Source organism: Streptomyces coeruleorubidus, assembly GCF_028885415.1.
In the GTDB taxonomy this organism is placed as follows: domain Bacteria; phylum Actinomycetota; class Actinomycetes; order Streptomycetales; family Streptomycetaceae; genus Streptomyces; species Streptomyces coeruleorubidus_A.
This window is the reverse complement of sequence record NZ_CP118527.1, coordinates 8393998-8412964: the sequence shown is the minus strand read 5'-3', so window position 1 is coordinate 8412964 and position 18967 is coordinate 8393998. Positions and strand designations below refer to the sequence as shown.

At 72.0% G+C, this 18967-nt stretch carries 18 protein-coding genes; 9 read left to right on the top strand and 9 right to left on the bottom strand.

The genetic code is table 11. From position 1 onward, the window contains the following. Window positions 1-3: 3 nt before the first annotated feature. Genes PV963_RS38785 through PV963_RS38770 form a run of 4 tightly spaced genes read right to left on the bottom strand, consistent with a single transcriptional unit; the run spans window position 4 to window position 4364 of the window. Window positions 4-783: a CDP-alcohol phosphatidyltransferase family protein gene (locus PV963_RS38785; RefSeq protein WP_274821122.1), complete on the bottom strand. Its 780-nt coding sequence runs from the start codon at window positions 781-783 to the stop codon at window positions 4-6. Continuing rightward, entirely contained in the window at window positions 761-1822 is a 1062-nt protein-coding gene (locus PV963_RS38780; RefSeq protein WP_059423966.1) for an iron-containing alcohol dehydrogenase family protein, read from the bottom strand. The genes PV963_RS38785 and PV963_RS38780 overlap by 23 nt, the downstream gene beginning before the upstream one ends. Continuing rightward, on the bottom strand, window positions 1810-2562 hold the full coding sequence (locus PV963_RS38775; RefSeq protein WP_274821121.1) for a phosphocholine cytidylyltransferase family protein: 753 nt from the start codon (window positions 2560-2562) through the stop codon (window positions 1810-1812). The genes PV963_RS38780 and PV963_RS38775 overlap by 13 nt, the downstream gene beginning before the upstream one ends. Further along, window positions 2559-4364 carry a DUF5941 domain-containing protein gene (locus PV963_RS38770; RefSeq protein ID WP_274821120.1) on the bottom strand — a complete coding sequence of 602 codons (1806 nt, stop codon included), beginning with the start codon at window positions 4362-4364 and terminating at the stop codon, window positions 2559-2561. The genes PV963_RS38775 and PV963_RS38770 overlap by 4 nt, the downstream gene beginning before the upstream one ends. Window positions 4365-4643: 279 nt before the next feature. On the opposite strand from PV963_RS38770, the gene galE reads away from it, so the two are divergent. From galE to idi, 3 genes are all read left to right on the top strand, one after another. Then, entirely contained in the window at window positions 4644-5615 is a 972-nt protein-coding gene (galE, locus tag PV963_RS38765; RefSeq protein ID WP_274821119.1) for a UDP-glucose 4-epimerase GalE, read from the top strand. A gap of 174 nt (window positions 5616-5789) precedes the next feature. Further along, the gene (locus PV963_RS38760; RefSeq protein WP_274821118.1) at window positions 5790-6728 is read left to right on the top strand and encodes a cation diffusion facilitator family transporter; all 939 of its coding nucleotides are present in this window, start codon (window positions 5790-5792) and stop codon (window positions 6726-6728) included. Window positions 6729-7027: 299 nt separating this feature from the next. Next, entirely contained in the window at window positions 7028-7621 is a 594-nt protein-coding gene (idi, locus tag PV963_RS38755) for an isopentenyl-diphosphate Delta-isomerase (RefSeq protein ID WP_274821117.1), read from the top strand. Between the two features lie 36 nt (window positions 7622-7657). Here the strand turns inward: idi and PV963_RS38750 are convergent, their stop codons facing one another. Then, the gene (locus tag PV963_RS38750; RefSeq protein WP_274822248.1) at window positions 7658-8164 is read right to left on the bottom strand and encodes an ATP-binding protein; all 507 of its coding nucleotides are present in this window, start codon (window positions 8162-8164) and stop codon (window positions 7658-7660) included. A 218-nt stretch (window positions 8165-8382) separates the two neighbouring features. Here PV963_RS38750 and PV963_RS38745 point away from each other — a divergent pair, with 218 nt between their 5' ends. Further along, complete coding sequence (locus PV963_RS38745) at window positions 8383-9138, top strand: enoyl-CoA hydratase/isomerase family protein (RefSeq protein WP_274821116.1); 756 nt, start codon at window positions 8383-8385, stop codon at window positions 9136-9138. Here PV963_RS38745 and PV963_RS38740 read toward each other — a convergent pair. Together PV963_RS38740 and PV963_RS38735 are read right to left on the bottom strand one after the other, a co-directional pair. After that, complete coding sequence (locus PV963_RS38740; RefSeq protein ID WP_274821115.1) at window positions 9125-9760, bottom strand: DJ-1/PfpI family protein; 636 nt, start codon at window positions 9758-9760, stop codon at window positions 9125-9127. The genes PV963_RS38745 and PV963_RS38740 overlap by 14 nt on opposite strands. A 27-nt stretch (window positions 9761-9787) precedes the next feature. Continuing rightward, window positions 9788-10747 carry a GlxA family transcriptional regulator gene (locus PV963_RS38735; RefSeq protein ID WP_274821114.1) on the bottom strand — a complete coding sequence of 320 codons (960 nt, stop codon included), beginning with the start codon at window positions 10745-10747 and terminating at the stop codon, window positions 9788-9790. Window positions 10748-10860: 113 nt separating this feature from the next. Here PV963_RS38735 and PV963_RS38730 point away from each other — a divergent pair, with 113 nt between their 5' ends. From PV963_RS38730 to PV963_RS38715, 4 genes are all read left to right on the top strand, one after another. Next, entirely contained in the window at window positions 10861-11730 is an 870-nt protein-coding gene (locus PV963_RS38730) for an SCO6745 family protein (RefSeq protein WP_274821113.1), read from the top strand. 122 nt (window positions 11731-11852) lie between these two features. Continuing rightward, window positions 11853-11984: an LPFR motif small protein gene (locus PV963_RS38725; protein WP_274821112.1), complete on the top strand. Its 132-nt coding sequence runs from the start codon at window positions 11853-11855 to the stop codon at window positions 11982-11984. A gap of 102 nt (window positions 11985-12086) precedes the next feature. After that, window positions 12087-14474 carry a Tex family protein gene (locus PV963_RS38720; protein WP_274821111.1) on the top strand — a complete coding sequence of 796 codons (2388 nt, stop codon included), beginning with the start codon at window positions 12087-12089 and terminating at the stop codon, window positions 14472-14474. Window positions 14475-14582: 108 nt separating this feature from the next. Beyond that, the gene (locus PV963_RS38715; protein WP_274821110.1) at window positions 14583-15140 is read left to right on the top strand and encodes a putative glycolipid-binding domain-containing protein; all 558 of its coding nucleotides are present in this window, start codon (window positions 14583-14585) and stop codon (window positions 15138-15140) included. Here the strand turns inward: PV963_RS38715 and PV963_RS38710 are convergent. Together PV963_RS38710 and PV963_RS38705 are read right to left on the bottom strand one after the other, a co-directional pair. After that, window positions 15137-16777, bottom strand: a complete 1641-nt coding sequence (locus tag PV963_RS38710) for an ABC-F family ATP-binding cassette domain-containing protein (RefSeq protein ID WP_274821109.1) — start codon at window positions 16775-16777, stop codon at window positions 15137-15139. The genes PV963_RS38715 and PV963_RS38710 overlap by 4 nt on opposite strands. A 47-nt stretch (window positions 16778-16824) precedes the next feature. Continuing rightward, the gene (locus PV963_RS38705; protein ID WP_274821108.1) at window positions 16825-17847 is read right to left on the bottom strand and encodes an oxidoreductase; all 1023 of its coding nucleotides are present in this window, start codon (window positions 17845-17847) and stop codon (window positions 16825-16827) included. Between the two features lie 66 nt (window positions 17848-17913). Between PV963_RS38705 and PV963_RS38700 the strand changes: the two genes are divergently transcribed. Next, window positions 17914-18861, top strand: a complete 948-nt coding sequence (locus PV963_RS38700) for an FAD-dependent oxidoreductase (RefSeq protein ID WP_274821107.1) — start codon at window positions 17914-17916, stop codon at window positions 18859-18861. Window positions 18862-18967 lie beyond the last annotated feature (106 nt).

Sequence of the window (18967 nt, the reverse complement as noted above, 5' to 3'; positions counted from 1 at the left end):
CGCTCACTTCAGCCTGCTCGAAGCGAGGATCGACACGAGGTGCAGCAGGGTCTGCACCAGCGCGATGCCGGCCAGCACCGCCACGCCGAGCCGGGAGAAGAACAGGTCGCCGCGGACCTGGTCGACGATCGCCAGGGCCAGGATCAGCAGGGACGCCTCGATGCCGAGGATCAGGCGGTGGAACTTGAGCGCGGCGGCGGCCTTGCGGGCCAGCGCCATGCCGGAGGAGCGCATCTCGGCGGCGGCCTCCTTGACCGGCGGCTTTCCGGCCTGGTGACGGGCGACGCCGACGAGGTCGGTCTCGGCCTTGATCAGGATGGCGCCGAGGGCGGCCAGGGTGCCGAGGAAGGCCCACAGCCAGTCGATACGGCCGCTGCCCCACAGGTCGGCGGCGCGCAGGCCGAAGCCGACGAGCACCGCGGCGTCGGTGAGATAGGCGCCGACGCGGTCCAGGTAGACGCCGTTGAGGGAGTACTGCTTCTTCCAGCGCGCGATCTCGCCGTCGACGCAGTCCAGCAGGAGGTACATCTGGACCATGACGACGCCGAGCACGGCGCCCGGGATCCCCGGCACGAGAAGTGCCGGGGCCGCGAGCACACCGAAGACGGTCATCAGGTATGTGAGCTGGTTGGGCGTGACCCTGGTGTTCACCAGGTAGCGGTCGACCCGCAGGGACACCTCACGCATGTAGAGGCGTCCCATCCAGTGCTCACCGCTGCGCCGGTCCTTCACCCCTGCGGGGTGAACGACGGGACGTAGTTCAGCTACCGATGGCCTTGACATAGTCGGCGTAGGTGTCCTTGATCTGTTCGGTGTTCAGGTCGAGGTGTTCGAGGATGGTGTAGCGGCCGGGCCGGGTCTCCGGGGCGAACTCGACGGCCTTGACGAACTCGTCCGTCGTGAAGCCGATCTCGTCCGGCAGCACGGGCAGCCCGTGCCGGCGCAGTACCTCGGCCATGTACGCCGACTCCTCGTGCGCCCCGCGCAGCCACATCGCGAAGGCCGCGCCGAGACCGCACTGCTCGCCGTGGGCGGCGGCCCGCTTGGGGAACAGCAGGTCGAAGGCGTGGTTGATCTCGTGGCACGCCCCGGAGGACGGCCGCGAGTCGCCGGAGACCGACATGGCGATGCCGCTGAGGACCAGCGCCTCGGCGAGCACCTGGAGGAAGTTGTTGTCCCCGATGCCGCCCGGGTGCCGCAGTACGGCCTCGCCGGCCTGGCGGGCCATGGCCGCGGCGAGTCCGTCGATCCGCTCGCCCTTGACGCGATTGGCCAGCTCCCAGTCGGCGATCGCCGAGATGTTGGAGACGGCGTCGCCGATGCCGGCGCGGACGAAGCGGACCGGGGCCTCACGGATGACGTCCAGGTCGATGACGACCGCGATCGGGTTCGGCACGCCGTACGAGCCGCGGCCCGCGTCGTTGTCGAGGGTGGCGACCGGCGAGCACAGGCCGTCGTGCGCGAGGTTCGTGGGCACGGCGACCAGGGGAAGGCCGACCCGGGCCGCGGCGAACTTGGCGCAGTCGATGATCTTGCCGCCGCCGAGGCCGACGACCGCGTCGTAGTGGCCGGCCTTTATGTCGCTCGCCAGCCGGACCGCGTCGTCGAGGGTGCCGCCGCCGACCTCGTACCAGGTGGCGCCGGGCATGCTCGGCGAGATGCGCTCGCGCAGCTTGGCGCCGGAGCCGCCGCTGACCGCGACGGCGAGGCGGCCGGAGTGCGAGATGCGCTCGTCGGCGAGGACGCACGCCAGGTCGTCGAGGGCACCCGGGCGGATGTCCACGACGAGAGGGGAGGGGATGAGCCGGGTCAGTACTGGCATGCGATCTCCCGTCCCCGGGCGAGATCGTCGTGGTTGTCGATCTCCACCCACTTGACGTCGCCGATCGGCGCCACGTCGATACGGAAACCGCGGTTCACGAGCTCCTGGTAGCCGTGCTCGTAGAACTGCTGCGGGTCGGTCTCCCAGACGGTCTTGAGCGCGTCGGCCAGTTCGGGGGCCGCGTCGCCCTCGATGAGGGTGACGCCGATGTACTCGCCGGTGGCCTCGGCGGGGTCCATCAGCTTGGTGATCTTCGTCATGCCCTTGGCGGGGTCGACGACGACCTTCATCTCCTCGTCGGCCAGGTCCTTCACCGTGTCCAGGGCGAGGACGATCTTCTTGCCGTCGCCGCGGGCGGCGAGCAGCGTCTTCTCGACGGAGACCGGGTGGACGGTGTCGCCGTTGGCGAGGATCACGCCGTCCTTGAGGGCGTCACGGCCGCACCACAGGGAGTAGGCGTTGTTCCACTCCTCGGCCTTGTCGTTGTCGATGAGGGTGAGCTTGAGGCCGTACTTCTTCTCCAGCGCTTCCTTGCGCGCGTACACGGCCTCCTTGCGGTAGCCGACGATGATCGCGGTCTCGGTGAGGCCGACCTCGGCGAAGTTGGCGAGGGTCAGGTCGAGAACCGTTGGTTCGCCTTCTATGCCCGCGGGGCCCACCGGCACCAGAGCCTTGGGAAGGCTGTCGGTGTAGGGGCGCAGACGCCGTCCGGCGCCGGCCGCCAGCACGAGGCCGATCATGCGGGTTCTCCTTCATCGTGTACGGCGGGCGCCCCTGCGGACACCCAGAAGCGGATGCTCTCGACGAGCACCACCAGGGCCAGGGCCACGGCGAGAGCCGTGAGCGCGACCTTGAACTGCGAGGCGGTGAGCAGCGCTGCGAGGACCGTGACGAGCAGCGTCCGTCCTTCGTGCCCCCCTATGGAACGCACCAGCCAGGCCGGGGACGCTCCGGCGTTGCCGCGGATGCGGTACACCGTGTCGTAGTGATGGTAGGCGACCGCGGACACCAGCCCGAAAGCCGCAGGAAGGGCTCCGTTCACGTCCGCTTCGGCCGCCAGGATGAGGACCGTGCCGTATTCGGCGGCGCGGAGGAACGGCGGGACCAGCCAGTCGAGGGCGCCCTTGAGGGGGCGGGCGACGGCCAGGCCGGAGGTCAGGGCGTACGCGAGGGCGGCGACGATCGGCCAGGGCCCGCCGAAGCCGGTGAGCGCGGCCACGGCGACGACGGCGGCACCGCCGAGGAGGGCGACGGCGGGGGTCGCGAAGCCCGGCAGCCTGCGGGCGGGGTTCTTGAACGCCTCCGCGAAGCCCTGTGCGAGCGGGCCGCTGTCCGCGAGGTCGGCGAGCGCCCCGGCCGCCCGGTCGGTCCGCCTGGCCTTGCGGGTCAGGGAGCGCAGCACGCGGCCCGCCGTGGTGTACGTCGCCGCGAAGGCGCACCCGATGAGCAGCGCGTAGAAGGTGATACGGGGAGTCGTCACCGCCGTGAGGACGGCGATCATCGCCCAGCGCTCGCCGATCGGCAGGACGATCATGCGGCGCACCCAGACCGTCCAGCCGACGCTGTCGAGCTTGCCGGAGAGGGCGGCGGTGGGGCTGGTGTTGGCGGTGGCGTCGTGGTTGGCCTCGTTGAAGGAGAAGTCCACGACGTGCCGGCAGGTCTGCAGGACCATGGCGCCCAGGGCGAGGGCCCAGACGTCGTCTCCGCCGCGCGCGGCGCCCAGGGCGAGACCGGCGTAGTAGGCGTACTCCTTGGCCCGGTCGAAGGTGGCGTCGAGCCAGGCGCCGAGCGTGGAGTACTGCAGGGAGTAGCGGGCGAGCTGGCCGTCGGTGCAGTCCAGCACGAAGGACGCGATCAGCAGGACGCCGGCCGCGATGAAGCCGCCGCGGGTACCGGTGGCCGCGCAGCCCGCCGCTATGAGGGCGGTGATCAGCGAGGCGGTGGTGACCTGGTTCGGGGTCAGGCCGCGGCGGGCGCACCAGCGGGCGATGTAACGGGAGTACGGGCTGATGCAGTAGGTGGTGAAGAAGCCGTCACGGGACTTCATGGCCGACTTCAGGCGTACGGCCTCGTCGTCGACGGTCGTCACCGCCTGCCGTGCCTCGTTGCGGGCCTGCGGGTCGGCGGGGACGGTGGCGACGAGGCTGCCCAGTTCGGGGCGGTGCACGTCGGCGCCGTCGGCGTCCAGCGCGGTGAGGATGCGGTCGGCGAGGCTGTCGACGAGGGTGGTGCCGCCGCCCGCGGAGTTCTCGCGGGCCATCGCCCGGGTCAGGGCCTGGCGGCCGGCCGGCTGTGCGGTGACGGCGCCCGGGATGGCGGCGAGCGGGAAGCGGGGGTCGGTGAGACCCAGGCGCAGCGCGTGCACATGGCCCACGAACCGGGCGTCGACCAGGGCCACCCGCTCCTCGCCCGGCACCCCGGCGAGCAGGGTCTCGGCCTCGGCGGCGTCGGCCGCGACCCGCACGTCGAAGCCGAGGGACCGCAGATCGCCCTCGATCGACGATCCGGGGACCGGCTGACCGGTGAGGATGGCGGTCGACAACCGAATTCACTCCCTGGATACCGACGCGTCCGCGCCAGTGCTGTACGTGGTGGGGGCGCCCGCGCCGGTGGCTCCCGGGCGGCATGTCGGCAGAGGCTATCGGATGCCGGGAAGGCCACGTTCACCGCCTGTTCGGCAGATCGATCTACGTGGTTCGCATAAGCCCTTGCCGCGATCATCATCGTGGATCCGGGGCCCGCCCCACAAACCGCGCTCCCCAGACCGGACATCGAGGACATCGCACGGGGTCCGGCCCATAGCCGCATAGGGTGGGCGACCATGACTTGGCTGATCACCGGCGGGGCCGGCTACATCGGGGCCCACGTGGCCAGGGCCATGAACGAGGCCGGGGAGCGCGTCCTCGCCCTGGACGACCTCTCGGCCGGGGTGCCCGCGCGGCTCCCGGCGGGCGTACCGCTCGTCGAGGGCTCGTCGCTCGACGGTGACCTGCTGAAGCGGGTGTTCGCCGAGCACGGCGTGACGGGTGTGGTGCACCTCGCGGCGCGCAAGCAGGTCGCCGAGTCCGTCGCGCAGCCGGCGCGGTACTACCGGGAGAACGTCGGCGGTCTGGTGACCCTCCTGGACGCGGTCGCCGGGGCCGGGATCGAGCGCTTCGTGTTCTCGTCGTCGGCGGCGGTGTACGGCGACCCGGGTGTGGACCTCATCACGGAGGACACGCCCTGTGCGCCGGTCAACCCGTACGGCGAGACCAAGCTCGCCGGGGAGTGGCTGGTGCGGGCGGCGGGCCGGGCGCACGGGATCTCCACCGTATGCCTGCGCTATTTCAACGTGGCGGGCGCGGCGGCGCCGGAACTGGCGGACACGGGCGTCTTCAACATCGTCCCGATGGTCTTCGACCGGCTGACACGCGACGAGGCGCCCAGGATCTTCGGTGCCGACTACCCGACCCCGGACGGCACCTGTATCCGTGACTACATTCACGTCGCCGACCTGGCCGAGGCACATCTCGCGGCGGCCCGGCGGCTCACCGACGGGGGCGTCATGGGCGATCTGACGGTCAACATCGGCCGCGGCGAGGGCGTCTCGGTGCGCGAACTCATCACGGTCATCGGCGAGGTCACCGGCGACCGCCGGCCGCCGCTCGTCGAGGGCCGCCGCCCCGGGGACGCGCCGCGGGCGGTCGCCTCGGCGTCCCGGGCGGCCGGGGAACTGGGCTGGACCGCGCGGCGCGGGGTGCGCGAGATGGCCGAGTCGGCGTGGCGGGGCTGGCTCCTGCACCACGGCTCCTGAGCCACACCACTCCCGAGCCACTGAGGGTGCCCTGACCTGCGCATCGTTTCCGCAGGTCAGGGCACATGACAACGGTGTTCAGTACCGCGTTGCACATACCCCCTCCCCGTAGTTCACTGGGGCCCCGAGCACGATCGGACCGGTACTCGGACGGACAGCAGGAGGGCGGCTTTCATGGGGGCTGGGCACGATCACGGGCACGCGCACGGCGCGCCGGCCGGCGGTACGGCGACCTCGGCGTACCGCGGCAGGCTGCGGGTCGCACTGGCGATCACGCTCGGCATCGTGGTCGTCCAGATCGTCGGCGGGGTGCTCGCCGACTCGCTCGCGCTCGTCGCGGACTCGGCGCACATGGCGACCGACGCGGTGGGCCTGGGCATGGCGCTGCTGGCGATCCGCTTCGCGCTCCGCCCGCCCAGCGACCAGGCCACCTTCGGGTACGCCCGCGCCGAGATCCTCGCCGCGCTGGCCAACTGTCTGCTGCTGCTCGGGGTCGGCGGGTACGTCGTGTACGAGTCGGTCCAGCGCTTCGTCACCCCGGCGGACACCGAGGGCCACCTCGCTGTCGTGTTCGGTGCCATCGGCCTCGTCGCGAACATGGTGTCGCTGGCGCTGCTGATGCGCGGCCAGAAGGAGAGCCTGAACGTGCGCGGCGCGTTCCTTGAGGTGGCTGCGGACGCCCTGGGCTCGGTCACGGTGATCGTCTCCGCCCTGGTGATCATGCTCACCGGCTGGCAGGCCGCCGACCCGATCGCCTCGCTCGTCATCGCGCTGATGATCGTGCCGCGCACGGTGAAGCTGCTGCGCGAGACCCTGAACGTCCTGCTGGAGGCGGCGCCCAAGGGCGTCGACATGGCGGAGGTGCGGGCCCACATCCTGGCGACCGACGGAGTGGAGGACGTCCACGACCTGCACGCCTGGACGATCACCTCCGGCATGCCGGTGCTGTCGGCGCACGTGGTCGTCAGCTCGGAGGTGCTCAGCGCGATGGGCCACGAGAAGATGCTCCACGAGCTCCAGGACTGTCTCGGCGGCCACTTCGACGTGGAGCACTGCACCTTCCAGCTGGAGCCGGTCGGACACCGGGAGCACGAGGCGCACCTCTGTCACTGACGCGCCCACTGCTGAGGCGCTTGGGACTGATGGCGCTGGTGGGGCGCGTTTCGCTGGGAGTGCGCCGGGGAAGCCAGCCCTCCGGCGCGCGCCCGCGTCCTGGCTCCCACCGCACCGGCAGGGACGATTTCGGCCCGCCGTGGCGGGCACGATCACCTACTGGGTCCCTCTTCCGGGCCCGAGCGGCACCGTCCGCGCTCCGCGCCGCCGCGCGGGACATGCGGGCGCGTCGCGAAGTGCCGGGAGTGCCGGATTCGTACGGCAGACTTGGGGCGCGAAGACCGATGTGAAGGATGGGTATGCCGATCACACCTGCCACCGCGACGCACAGCCCGTCGAACGGGACCGCAGACGCGATTTTGCTGGAACTGGTCGACGAGGACGGCGTGACGATCGGCACCGCGGAGAAGCTCGCCGCCCACCAGCCGCCCGGGCAGCTGCATCGCGCGTTCTCCGTGTTCCTCTTCGACGAGTACGGACGGCTGCTGCTCCAGCAGCGGGCGCTGGGCAAGTACCACTCCCCCGGCGTGTGGTCGAACACCTGCTGCGGCCACCCCTACCCCGGTGAGGCGCCCTTCGCGGCGGCGGCGCGGCGGACCTTCGAGGAGCTCGGCGCCTCCCCGTCCCTGCTGGCCGAGGCGGGCACGGTCCGCTACAACCACCCGGACCCGGAGTCCGGTCTGGTGGAGCAGGAGTACAACCACCTCTTCGTCGGGATGCTGCAGGCCGTGCTGCGGCCGGATCCCCAGGAGGTGGCGTCGACGGCGTTCGTGACTCCGCCCGAACTCGCGGAGCGGCACGCCAAGGACCCCTTCTCGTCCTGGTTCATGACCGTCCTGGACGCGGCCCGGCCGGCGATCAGGGAGCTGACCGGCACGTCGGCCGGCTGGTGACGACGGCCCTGACGACGGGGCCCGGGCGGACAACCCCTAGGTGAAGCGCGTGGGTTTGAGCGGCAGGGTGGCCCAGATCACCTTGCCGCCGCTCGGGGTGTGGTCGACCTCGCACACCCCGCCCGCCTCCCGGGTGATCTCGCGCACCAGCAGCAGTCCGCGACCGCCGGTCCGGCCGTGGTCGGTCTCCAGCGCGGTCGGCCGGTACGGGTGGCTGTCCTCCACGGACACGCGCAGCCACTCGGCACCGACGGCCAGCTCGACGGCGATGGTCGGCGAGAGCACCGCCGCGTGCTTCACGGCGTTCGTCACCAGCTCCGAGACGATCAGCAGCAGCCCCTGGGTCAGGTCGTCCGAGACGGGCACCCCCTGACGCAGCAGCAGATCCCGTACGGCGTGCCGCGCCTGCGGCACCGAGGCGTCGACCGCCGGTGCGATGAACCGCCAGACCCCTTCGTACGGCAGCGGATCCGCGGGCCCGGGGCCGAGGGGCGCCGCGCCGCCCTCTGGGCGTGAGCCGAACCCACGCCCGTCGTTGTCCATCGTCCGGTCGCCACCCTCGCGCTCGATTGTCTCCACACCCCGAGTGTTGGCAACGATGCGCTCCCTACTTCAGAGCTGACCAGAAGTCAGCAAGTATCGAACACTTCTGACCGTTGGCGTATGACACGGTCAGTTGTGGGACTGGTCCTGTCCCTCTTGTGCCGTCTCGGCGAACTATTCGGGTTGTACGGGTTTGGCATCCGGATAGCATCCGGCGCATGGAGCCGCAGCTGCAGTACAGCGTGACCGACTCGGTCGCGACGGTCGTCATCCGCCATCCCGTCAAGCGCAACGCCATGACGGCCGCCATGTGGCGCTCCCTGCCGCCGCTGCTGGAGGAGCTCGCGGGCGATCCGGCCGTGCGGGCGCTGGTGCTCACCGGCGAGGGCGGGACGTTCTGCGCCGGGGCCGACATCTCGACGCTGCGGGGCTCACCTAAGGAGGCGCAGAGGCTGGCTGTGGCGGCGGAGGAGGCGCTCGCCGCGTTCCCGAAGCCGACGCTGGCGGCGGTGCGCGGGCACTGTGTGGGCGGCGGGGCACAGCTGGCGGCGGCCTGTGATCTGCGGTTCGCCGAGCAGGGGGCGCTGTTCGGTGTGACGCCCGCGAAGCTCGGCATCGTCTATCCGGCGTCCTCGACCAGACGGCTGGTGTCCCTGGTGGGGCCGGCCACCGCAAAGTACCTGCTGTTCTCCGGCGAACTGATCGACGCGGAGCGGGCGCTGCGCACCGGGCTGGCCGACGAGGTGCTGCCCGAGGGTGAACTGGGCAAGCGTCTCGCCGAGTTCACCCGGGTCCTGGTGTCCCGTTCGCAGCTGACGCAGGCCGCGGCCAAGGAGTTCGCGAACGGGCGCACGGACCGCGATGCCCACTGGGCCGAGCTGGCACGCGAGAGCGGCGACACCGCGGAGGGTGTCGCCGCGTTCCTGGAGCGCAGGCAGCCGCGGTTCGGCTGGAGTGTGTCTACGTCAGGGTGAGGTCGGCGTGCGACCGGAGCAGTTCGACGATGTGCGTGGGCGCCTTCTCGGGTGATCCGGCGTCGTAGGGCGGCTGCGGGTCGTACTCGGTGGCGAGCTGGACGATCTGTGCGTGGTCGTCGCCCGCGATGCGGCCGAGCAGGGTCAGTCCCATGTCGATACCGGAGGAGACGCCGGCCGCGGTGACGTACTTGCCGTCGGTGACGACCCGCTCCCCCGTCGGCTCGGCGCCGTGGCGCTTCAGCTCCTCCAGGGCCAGCCAGTGGGAGGTCGCGCGGCGGCCCCGGAGGAGTCCGGCGGCGGCGAGCAGCAGGGAGCCGGTGCACACGGACGTCGTCCAGGTGCTGGTGGCGTCGGCTGTGCGCAGCCAGGTGAGGAAGGGTCCGTCCGCAGCTAACGGGAGCGGGCCGGGGCCGCCGGGGACAACGATGATGTCGGGGTTCGGTACGTCGGCCAGGGTCCGGTCGGCGATGAACGCGAGGTTCCCGGAGTCGTTCCGTACGGGGCCGGTCTCCTCGGCGACGAAGACGGTCTCCGCGTCCGGGAGCCGGCCCAGGGTCTCGTAGGGGCCTACGGCGTCGAGGGCGGTGAAGCGGTCGTAGAGGGCGATGGCGATCTGCATGGGACCCTTCCGTCGGTTCGGCGGTGTTCAGGACGTTGTCGCGGGGCGGAAGCGGCGGCGGTACTCGGCCGGGGGCGTGCCCAGAGCCTTGACGAAGGCCCGGCGCATGGCCTCGGGGGTGCCGTAGCCGCTGGTGCGGGAGATCTCCTCGATGCCGTCGGCGGTGTCCTCCAGCAGGCGGCGGGCGTGTTCGAGGCGGACCCGGTCCACGTACCGGCCCGGCGTCATACCGGTCTCGGACCGGAAGGCGCGGGCGAAGTGGCGGGGCGACAGGCGGGCGCGGGCGGCGAGGGCCTCGACGGACAGGTCGGCGTCGGGGCGTTCGGCGATGAACCGCTGGACGTCGCGCAGGGGTTCGCGGTGTGCGGTCTGGGCCGCGAGCTGGGCACTGAACTGGGCCTGGTTCCCGGGCCGGCGCAGGAACACGACCAGGTGGCGGGCGATGGTGAGGGCGGCGTCCCGGCCCAGGTCCTCCTCCACCAGGGCGAGGGCGAGGTCGATGCCGGCGGTGACACCGGCCGACGTGGCGATGTGTCCGTCGCGTACGTAGACGGGGTCGGGGTCGATCTCGACGGCCGGGTGGTCGCGGGCGAGCCAGTCGCAGTACGCCCAGTGGGTCGTGGCCCGGCGGCCGTCCAACAGGCCGGCTTCGGCGAGCACGGCCGCGCCGGTGCACACGGAGACCAGCCTGGCGGCGCGCGGCCCGTGATCGCGCACCCAGTCGACCAGGCGCGGGTCGGGGCACAGGCTGCCCGTTCCGCCGGGGACGAGAAGGATGTCCGGGTCGGGCGCGGTGGCCAGGGACACGTCGGGTACGAGGGTCAGACCGCTGGTGGTCCGCACCGGCGCACCGTCCAGGGAGGCCGTGCGGATCCGGTACGTCCCCGGGGAGAGCAGCTCCGCGCCCGCGAAGACCTCCACGGGCCCGGTGACGTCGAGGCTCTGCACGCCTTCGAAGAGGACGGCGAGAACGGTGCGCTGGGCCATGCCGTCGATTCTTCGCGGGCCCGGAGTGTGGCCGCAATGACGAGTTCCCCACCTTTCCTGCCATGAGTGGCCGACCGTAGAGCACATACCAAGCGGTTGGTAACCTGCCCGGCATGACGACCACCGCCCTCCGGCCGCTCGCCGGCCGACGCTGCCAGAACGTGCTCAACGCCCTGCACTCGACGCACTACTTCTCGCCGGATCTGGGGCGGGAACTGGGTGCTGCGGGGGTCACCCACCCCCACGCCGTGAACTTCGCCGTGCGGGCCGCCGCCCTCGGACCGGTCGGGGCTGGGACGGTGGCGGCGACCTTCTACAACTACAAGTACGAGCTCGTGGCCCGGCACGTGCCCGCCGTGTGGGAGACCGCGACGCCCGGCCAGGTGCTGGCGGCACGCGCGCGTGCGGTCGACGCGACGCTGCGCCGCCTGCTGGGCGAAGAGGCCCTGGCGTCGGCGGAGATGGCCGAGGCCGCGCGGCTCTCGCTGCGTGCCGCCGAGGCCTGCTCGCGCGGGGCGCGGCCGCTGTACGCCGCCCATGCCGACCTGCCCGTCCCCGAGGAGCCGCACCTCGCCTACTGGCACGCGGCGACCCTGCTGCGCGAGCACCGGGGCGACGGGCATCTGGCCGTGCTGATGTCCGCGGAGCTGGACGGGCTGGAGGCCATGGTGACCCACACGGCGACGGGTAAGGGCATGGCACCGAAGTGGGTCTTCAGCAGCCGGGGCTGGAACCAGGAGGACTGGGACGCGGCGGCGGGCCGGCTGCGTGAGCGCGGGCTGCTGGACGCGACCGGCGAGCTCACCGAGCGCGGCCTCGCCCTGCGCGAGGAGATCGAGCAGGAGACGGACCGTCTGGACCGGGCGCCGTACGAGCACCTGGGCGCGGAGGGGGTGGCCCGGCTGACCGAGCTGGGGGCGGCGTTCGCGCAGGCGGCGCTCACGGCCGGGGCCTTTCCGGCGGACCTGCTCGGCAAGCGTTGATCCGGGCTGGGGGCACAAGCCCTGGTCGGGGCTTGTGTTCGGCCGTGACGCATGGTGAGGCCTTGGTGAGGTACCCGGTCTCTCCCGGCCGCTGCGGTCGGGAGAGGAGAAAGGGGAATTACGTGTTCCGTGCCATTGCAGATGTGCTGCGCCAGATCGGCGGTGCCATCGCGACCGTCGTGACGCTGCCCTTCCGGGCCCTGGCCCGGCTCTTCGGCGGCGCTTCGTCCGCCACCCGCAGCCGCAGGGTCTGATAACGACCGTCCCGACCTGCCGGGTGCCGCCCTGACCCCCGAGTGTCGGTGTCACCTGCCACAATTGCCGCGCAACCTCAGTGGATAAGGCGGTACGGGATCGTGACGACACCCGGGTCCCTCGAAGTAGGGTCCATCGAAGGCAGGATCGCCGAGGAGCTCGGCGTACGGGAGCGGCAGGTCAGGGCTGCCGTGGAGCTGCTCGACAGCGGTTCTACGGTGCCCTTCATCGCCCGCTACCGCAAGGAAGCGACCGAGATGCTCGACGATGCGCAGCTGCGCACGATCGAGGAGCGGCTGCGCTATCTGCGGGAGCTGGAGGAGCGGCGGACGGCGATCCTGGAGTCGGTGCGCGAGCAGGGCAAGCTCACCGAGGAACTGGAGGGGCGGATCCGGGGCGCGCAGACCAAGGCGCGCCTGGAGGACATCTACCTCCCGTACAAGCCCAAGCGGCGCACCAAGGCGCAGATCGCGCGTGAGGCCGGTCTCGAGCCGCTGGCGGAGGGGCTGCTCGGCGATCCGTCCGTCGAGCCCCTCGCCGCGGCCGCCGCGTTCGTCGACGCCGACAAGGGCGTGGCCGATCCACAGGCGGCCCTCGACGGCGCCCGGGCGATCCTCACCGAGCGGTTCTCGGAGGACGCCGACCTGATCGGCGAGCTGCGCGAGCGCATGTGGGTGCGCGGGCGGCTGGCCGCCAAGGTGCGGGACGGCAAGGAGGAGGCGGGCGCGAAGTTCGCCGACTACTTCGACTTCGCCGAGCCGTTCACCGAGCTGCCCTCGCACCGCATCCTGGCGATGCTGCGCGGCGAGAAGGAAGAGGTCCTCGACCTCGTCCTGGAGCCCGAGGAACCGACGGACGGCCCGTCGTCGTACGAGGGCATGGTCGCGAACCGGTTCGGGATCGCCGACCGGGGCCGCCCCGGCGACAAGTGGCTGCTGGACACGGTCCGTTGGGCCTGGCGCACCCGCGTTCTCGTCCACCTCGGCATCGACCTGCGGCTGCGGCTGCGCACGGCCGCCGAGGACGAGGCGGTGCGGGTCTTCGCGGCGAACCTGCGCGACCTGCTGCTCGCGGCCCCCGCGGGCACGCGCTCGACGCTCGGCCTCGACCCCGGTTTCCGTACGGGTGTGAAGGTGGCCGTCGTCGACGCGACCGGCAAGGTCGTCGCCACGGACGTCATCCACCCCCACGTCCCGGCCAACCGGTGGGACGAGGCCATCGCCAAGCTGGCCCGGCTGGCGAAGGAGCACGCGGTCGAGCTGATCGCCATCGGCAACGGCACGGCCTCCCGCGAGACCGACAAGCTCGCCGGGGAACTGATCGCCAAGCACCCGGAGCTGAAGCTCACGAAGGTGATGGTGTCCGAGGCCGGCGCGTCCGTGTACTCGGCGTCCGCCTTCGCCTCGCAGGAGCTGCCCGACATGGACGTGTCGCTGCGCGGCGCGGTGTCGATCGCCCGGCGGCTCCAGGACCCGCTGGCCGAGCTGGTGAAGATCGACCCGAAGTCGATCGGTGTCGGCCAGTACCAGCACGACCTGTCCGAGGTGAAGCTGTCGCGTTCGCTGGACGCGGTGGTGGAGGACTGTGTGAACGGCGTGGGCGTGGACGTCAACACGGCGTCGGCCCCGCTGCTCGCCCGGGTCTCCGGCATCACCTCCGGGCTCGCCGAGAACATCGTGGCGCACCGGGACGCCAACGGGCCGTTCAAGTCCCGCGGCGAGCTGAAGAAGGTGGCGCGGCTGGGCCCGAAGGCGTACGAGCAGTGCGCGGGCTTCCTGCGGATCCGCGGCGGTGACGACCCGCTGGACGCGTCCAGCGTGCACCCGGAGGCGTACCCGGTGGTCCGGCGCATGGTGAAGACCTCCGGGCAGGAGGTCGCGGGTCTCGTCGGCAACACCGCGGTGCTGCGTTCGCTGAAGCCGCAGGACTTCGTGGACGAGACGTTCGGTCTGCCGACGGTCACCGACATCCTCAAGGAACTGGAGAAGCCCGGCCGCGACCCGCGTCCGGCCTTCAAGATGGCCGCCTTCAAGGACGGTGTGGAGAAGATCTCCGACCTGTCGGCCGGGATGGTCCTGGAGGGCGTCGTGACGAACGTCGCCGCGTTCGGCGCTTTCGTGGACGTCGGTGTCCACCAGGACGGTCTGGTGCACGTCTCCGCGATGTCGAAGACGTTCGTCAAGGACCCGCGGGACGTGGTGAAGCCCGGGGACATCGTCAAGGTGAAGGTCCTCGACATCGACATCCCGCGCAAGCGGATCTCGCTGACGCTGCGTCTGGACGACGAGGCGGCCCCGCAGGGGCAGGGCGGCTCCGGCGAGCGCCGGCAGCGCGGCGGGCGTCCGCCGCAGCAGCGGCAGGGTGGCGGTGGCGCGCGCCGTGGCGGCGCCGGTTCGCGCCAGGCGGCTGCGCCTGCGCCTGCCAACAGCGCGATGGCGGATGCGCTGCGCCGCGCGGGCTTGGTCGACCCCAAGAACGGCAAGCGTTGATGGTTCGGCTGTGGGGAGCTGCGGGTCCGTTGTGGCTGGTCGCGCAGTTCCCCGCGCCCCTGATCCGGAAGGGGAGCTTCGCCCCCTTCCAGATCTAGAGTGGGCTATATGTCTGCTGCGCGTGTCATCACCTGGGAAGTCTTCGCGAGCCGGGGGTTCGAGACCGCCTGGGTCCAGCTCCGGGACGGCGTGCTGCGGGCGCGCGGGCGAGCCGTCGGGACCGATCCGGAGCCCTACTGGATCACGTACGACCTCGACACGGCCGACGGGTTCGTGACCCGTCGGCTGCGGGTGACGGCCGAGTCGGCCGACGGCAGCCGCACGCTCGATCTGCGGCACGACGGCGGAGGCGCGTGGACCGCCGACGGCGAGCGGCTTCCGGATGTCGACGGCGCCCTCGACTGCGATCTCGGGCTGTGCCCGCTCACCAACACCATGCCGGTGCTCCGGCACGGGCTCCATCAGGCGCCGGGCGAGATGGAGTTCCTGATGGCCTGGGTGTCGGTGCCGGATCTGACGGTGCGGCCGTCCCGGCAGACGTACACGCATCTCGGCCCCGGGCGGGTCCGGTACGCCTCCGGCGACTTCCGCAGCGACCTGGAATTCGACGAGGAAGGGTACGTCGTGGAGTACCCCTCCCTCGCCACCCGTCTGACGACCCGTTAGCGCTCGGTCACCTTGCCGTCCGCCACCTCGATGCGGCGCGTGACGCGTACGGCGTCGAGCATGCGGCGGTCGTGGGTGACCAGCAGGAGGGTGCCCTCGTAGGAGTCGAGGGCGGACTCCAACTGCTCGATGGCGGGCAGGTCGAGGTGGTTGGTCGGCTCGTCGAGGACCAGGAGGTTGACGCCACGGCCCTGGAGCAGTGCCAGGGCCGCTCTGGTGCGCTCGCCCGGGGAGAGGGTCGCCGCGGGGCGCAGGACGTGGTCCGACTTGAGGCCGAACTTGGCCAGGAGGGTGCGGACCTCGGCGGGTTCGGTGTCCGGGACGGCCGCGCGGAAGGCGTCCATCAGGGGCTCCTGGCCGTGGAACAGCTTGCGGGCCTGGTCGACCTCGCCGAGCAGGACGCCCGAGCCGAGGGCCGCGTGCCCGGCGTCGAGCGGGACGCGGCCGAGCAGGGCGGCGAGCAGGGTGGACTTGCCGGCGCCGTTCGCGCCCGTCACCGCCACCCGGTCCGCCCAGTCGATCTGGAGGGACACCGGGCCGAGGACGAAGCCGCCGCGACGCACCTCGGCGTCCCGCAGGGTCGCCACGACGGCGCCCGAGCGCGGGGCCGACGCGATCTCCATGCGCAGCTCCCACTCCTTGCGGGGCTCCTCGACGGCATCCAGCCGCTCGAGCATGCGCTGCGTCTGCCGGGCCTTCGCCGCCTGTTTCTCGCTGGCCTCGCTGCGGAACTTGCGGCCGATCTTGTCGTTGTCGTTGCCCGCCTTGCGGCGCGCGTTCTTCACGCCTTTGTCCATCCAGGAGCGCTGCATCTGGGCCCGGTCTTGGAGCGCCGACCTCTTGTCGGCGTACTCCTCGAACTCGTCGCGGGCGTGCCTGCGGGCGACCTCCCGCTCCTCCAGGTAGGCCTCGTAGCCACCGCCGTAGAGGTTGATCTGCCGCTGGGCGAGGTCGAGTTCGAGGACCTTGGTGACGGTGCGGGTGAGGAACTCGCGGTCGTGGCTGACGACCACCGTCCCGGCGCGCAGGCCGCTCACGAAGCGTTCGAGGCGTTCCAGGCCGTCCAGGTCGAGGTCGTTGGTGGGCTCGTCCAGGAGGAAGACGTCGTAGCGGGACAGCAGCAGGGAGGCGAGGCCGGCGCGGGCGGCCTGGCCGCCGGACAGCGACGTCATCAGCTGGTCGAGACCGACCGCGAGGCCCAGGGAGTCGGCGACCTCCTCGGCGCGTTCGTCGAGGTCGGCGCCGCCGAGTCCGAGCCAGCGCTCCAGGCTCGTGGCGTAGGCGTCGTCGGCGCCGGGTGCCCCGTCGACCAGGGCCTGGGTCGCCTCGTCCATGATCCGCTGGGCCTCGGCGACGCCGGTGCGGCGGGCCAGGAACGCCCGTACGGTCTCGCCGGGGCGGCGGTCCGGCTCCTGCGGCAGGTGGCCGACGGTGGCGGTCGGCGGGGACAGGCGCAGCTCGCCCTGCTCGGGGGCCGTGAGTCCGGCGAGCATCCTGAGCAGGGTGGACTTGCCGGCGCCGTTGGCTCCGACCAGGCCGATCACGTCGCCGGGCGCGACGACGAGGTCGAGTCCGGTGAACAGGGAGCGGTCGCCGTGGCCGGCGGCGAGGTTCTTGGCGACGAGGGTGGCAGTCATCAGACCGCGATCCTAACGGCCGTCCCGGGCGGTCCGCCGATGGGTTTTCAGGGGGTCACGGCCGTCACCAGCACACTGGTGGCGGTGCGCGCCACCAGGAAGGACTGCTCCTTCACCGCCTTGGCGTCGAGGGCGATGCGGTGGCGGCCCGGTTCCAGGACGCCGTCGAAGATCTCGTGGGTGTGGGTGCGGGAGAGCCGGTCGAGGCGGTACGCGGTGAGGGTGACCCGGCAGGCGGAGGTGACCTCGACGTCGGCCTCGGCGTCGGTGGCGGTCAGGCCGGTGAGGCGGCGCCGCTCCAGTGGGCTGCGGTCCAGGGCGTGTTCGATCTGGGCGACGAGGAGGGGGACGATCGGGGCGAGGCCGTCGACGTAGGCGACGTGGACCTCGGCGCGTTCGAAGGCGCGGCGGACGGCGGCGCGTTCCGGCTCGCCGGTCCCGCGGCCGAAGGCGACGGCGCCGTAGCCGCGCAGTTCCTCGGCGGGCACGTGGTCGGCGTCGTGGGCGATATCGGCGCCGACGCCGATGGTGCGCAGCGCCGCGGCGAGCTTGGCCAGGACGGCGACGCGGGCGCCGATCAGCAGGACGCGGCGGCGGGTGTCCGGGGCGGAGCCGTTCAGCAGGGCGCTCAGCGCCGCGCGGTACTCGGCGCCGCGGAAGCGGAACGGGCCGATGCCGTGGTAGCCGTTGAGCTCGAGGTCGGCGTGTTCGTCGGTCTGCCAGGCGAAGTCCCGCCAGATGAAGTCCTCGCCGTCCCGCCGGATGACCGCGGTGACGGCGCCGCAGGCCAGGTCCTCGCACTCGGGGCAGCCGTAGACGACGTACCGGCCGCCGGGCAGCGGTGCGGGGCTTTCCAGGAGCAGGCTGCGGACCTGCGCGGTGAAGATCGAGGGGGGTACGTCGGAGGCCAGCGGGGAGACCGCGTCCAGGTCGGCGAGCTGGAACAGCAGCGGGCGTCCGTCGACGATGAAGTCCACGAAGTCCCGGTGGACCTGGTAACCACCGTCTGTGAGGACTCCGCCGGCCCGCATCGCGGGTGCCAGGCCGAAGGTCGTGTACTCGGCACACATGCTGTGAGTATCCCCACACTGCGCGTGATATGAGCACGGCATGACGCATTCCGCTACGGTCCCGGCATGGCTGGTGAGCGCATGGACGAGATCGTGGTGGTCGGTGGCGGGGTGGTCGGGCTGACGACCGCGGTGGTTCTCGCCGAGCGGGGGCGGCGGGTACGGGTGTGGACGCGGGACCCCGTCGAGGCGACCACATCGGCGGTCGCGGGTGCGCTGTGGTGGCCGTACCGGATCGAGCCGGTCGCGCTGGCGCGGGTGTGGGCGCTGCGGTCGCTGGAGGTGTACGAGGAGCTGGCCGCGGGGGCCGGGTCGAGCGGCGTACGCATGGTCGAAGGGGTGCTGGGCGAGACGCGTCTCGACGAGGTCGACGGGTGGCTGGCGGACCGGGTGCCGGAGCTGCGCGCGGCCACGGCCGGGGAGTACACGGGGTACGGCGTCCGGGCGCGGTTGCCGCTCATCGACATGCCGGCTCATCTGGCGTGGCTGCGGGAGCGGTTCGCCGCGGCGGGCGGTGTGGTCGAGGCCCGTACGGTGTCCGGGTTCGCGGAGGCCGACGCGCCGGTCGTGATCAACTGCACGGGGCTCGCCGCTCGGGAGCTGGTGCCGGATCCGTCCGTGCGGCCTGTGCGCGGCCAACTGGTCGTCGTGGAGAACCCGGGGATCGACACCTGGCTGGTCTCCACCGACGCGGCCGGGGAGTACGCGTACATGTTCCCGCAGCCGGGCGGGCTCGTCCTCGGCGGTACGGCGGAGGAGGACGCGTGGTCGCCGGTACCCGACCCCGCGACGGCCGAGGCGATCATCCGCCGCTGCGCGGCGCTGCGGCCGGAGATCGCCGGGGCGCGCGTCCTGGAACACCGGGTCGGGCTGCGCCCCACCCGCCCCGCGGTACGCCTGGAGCGCGACGCCCTGCCGGACGGCCGGCTCCTGATCCACAACTACGGCCACGGCGGCGCGGGCGTGACGGTGGCCTGGGGTTGTGCGGAGGAGGCGGCTCGACTGGTCGGCTAGGGGGTGTCCGTGTCGCCAGGCCCGGGCCGTCCAACCCCGACGCCCCCGGCCGATGTCGGCCGGGGGCGTCAAGGTCAAGGGGCCGGCCGGGGCAGCCGGGTCGGGT

Bases quoted from the DNA above. Each gene is read 5' to 3' on its own strand.
- PV963_RS38700 (WP_274821107.1), top strand. From the start codon at position 17,914: ATGGCTGGTGAGCGCATGGACGAGATCGTGGTGGTCGGTGGCGGGGTG.
- PV963_RS38715 (WP_274821110.1), top strand. From the start codon at position 14,583: ATGTCTGCTGCGCGTGTCATCACCTGGGAAGTCTTCGCGAGCCGGGGG.
- PV963_RS38730 (WP_274821113.1), top strand. From the start codon at position 10,861: ATGACGACCACCGCCCTCCGGCCGCTCGCCGGCCGACGCTGCCAGAAC.
- PV963_RS38735 (WP_274821114.1), bottom strand. From the start codon at position 10,747: ATGGCCCAGCGCACCGTTCTCGCCGTCCTCTTCGAAGGCGTGCAGAGC.
- PV963_RS38705 (WP_274821108.1), bottom strand. From the start codon at position 17,847: ATGTGTGCCGAGTACACGACCTTCGGCCTGGCACCCGCGATGCGGGCC.
- galE (WP_274821119.1), top strand. From the start codon at position 4,644: ATGACTTGGCTGATCACCGGCGGGGCCGGCTACATCGGGGCCCACGTG.
- PV963_RS38760 (WP_274821118.1), top strand. From the start codon at position 5,790: ATGGGGGCTGGGCACGATCACGGGCACGCGCACGGCGCGCCGGCCGGC.
- idi (WP_274821117.1), top strand. From the start codon at position 7,028: ATGCCGATCACACCTGCCACCGCGACGCACAGCCCGTCGAACGGGACC.
- PV963_RS38710 (WP_274821109.1), bottom strand. From the start codon at position 16,777: ATGACTGCCACCCTCGTCGCCAAGAACCTCGCCGCCGGCCACGGCGAC.
- PV963_RS38785 (WP_274821122.1), bottom strand. From the start codon at position 783: ATGTCAAGGCCATCGGTAGCTGAACTACGTCCCGTCGTTCACCCCGCA.
- PV963_RS38740 (WP_274821115.1), bottom strand. From the start codon at position 9,760: ATGCAGATCGCCATCGCCCTCTACGACCGCTTCACCGCCCTCGACGCC.
- PV963_RS38780 (WP_059423966.1), bottom strand. From the start codon at position 1,822: ATGCCAGTACTGACCCGGCTCATCCCCTCCCCTCTCGTCGTGGACATC.
- PV963_RS38745 (WP_274821116.1), top strand. From the start codon at position 8,383: ATGGAGCCGCAGCTGCAGTACAGCGTGACCGACTCGGTCGCGACGGTC.
- PV963_RS38775 (WP_274821121.1), bottom strand. From the start codon at position 2,562: ATGATCGGCCTCGTGCTGGCGGCCGGCGCCGGACGGCGTCTGCGCCCC.
- PV963_RS38750 (WP_274822248.1), bottom strand. From the start codon at position 8,164: ATGGACAACGACGGGCGTGGGTTCGGCTCACGCCCAGAGGGCGGCGCG.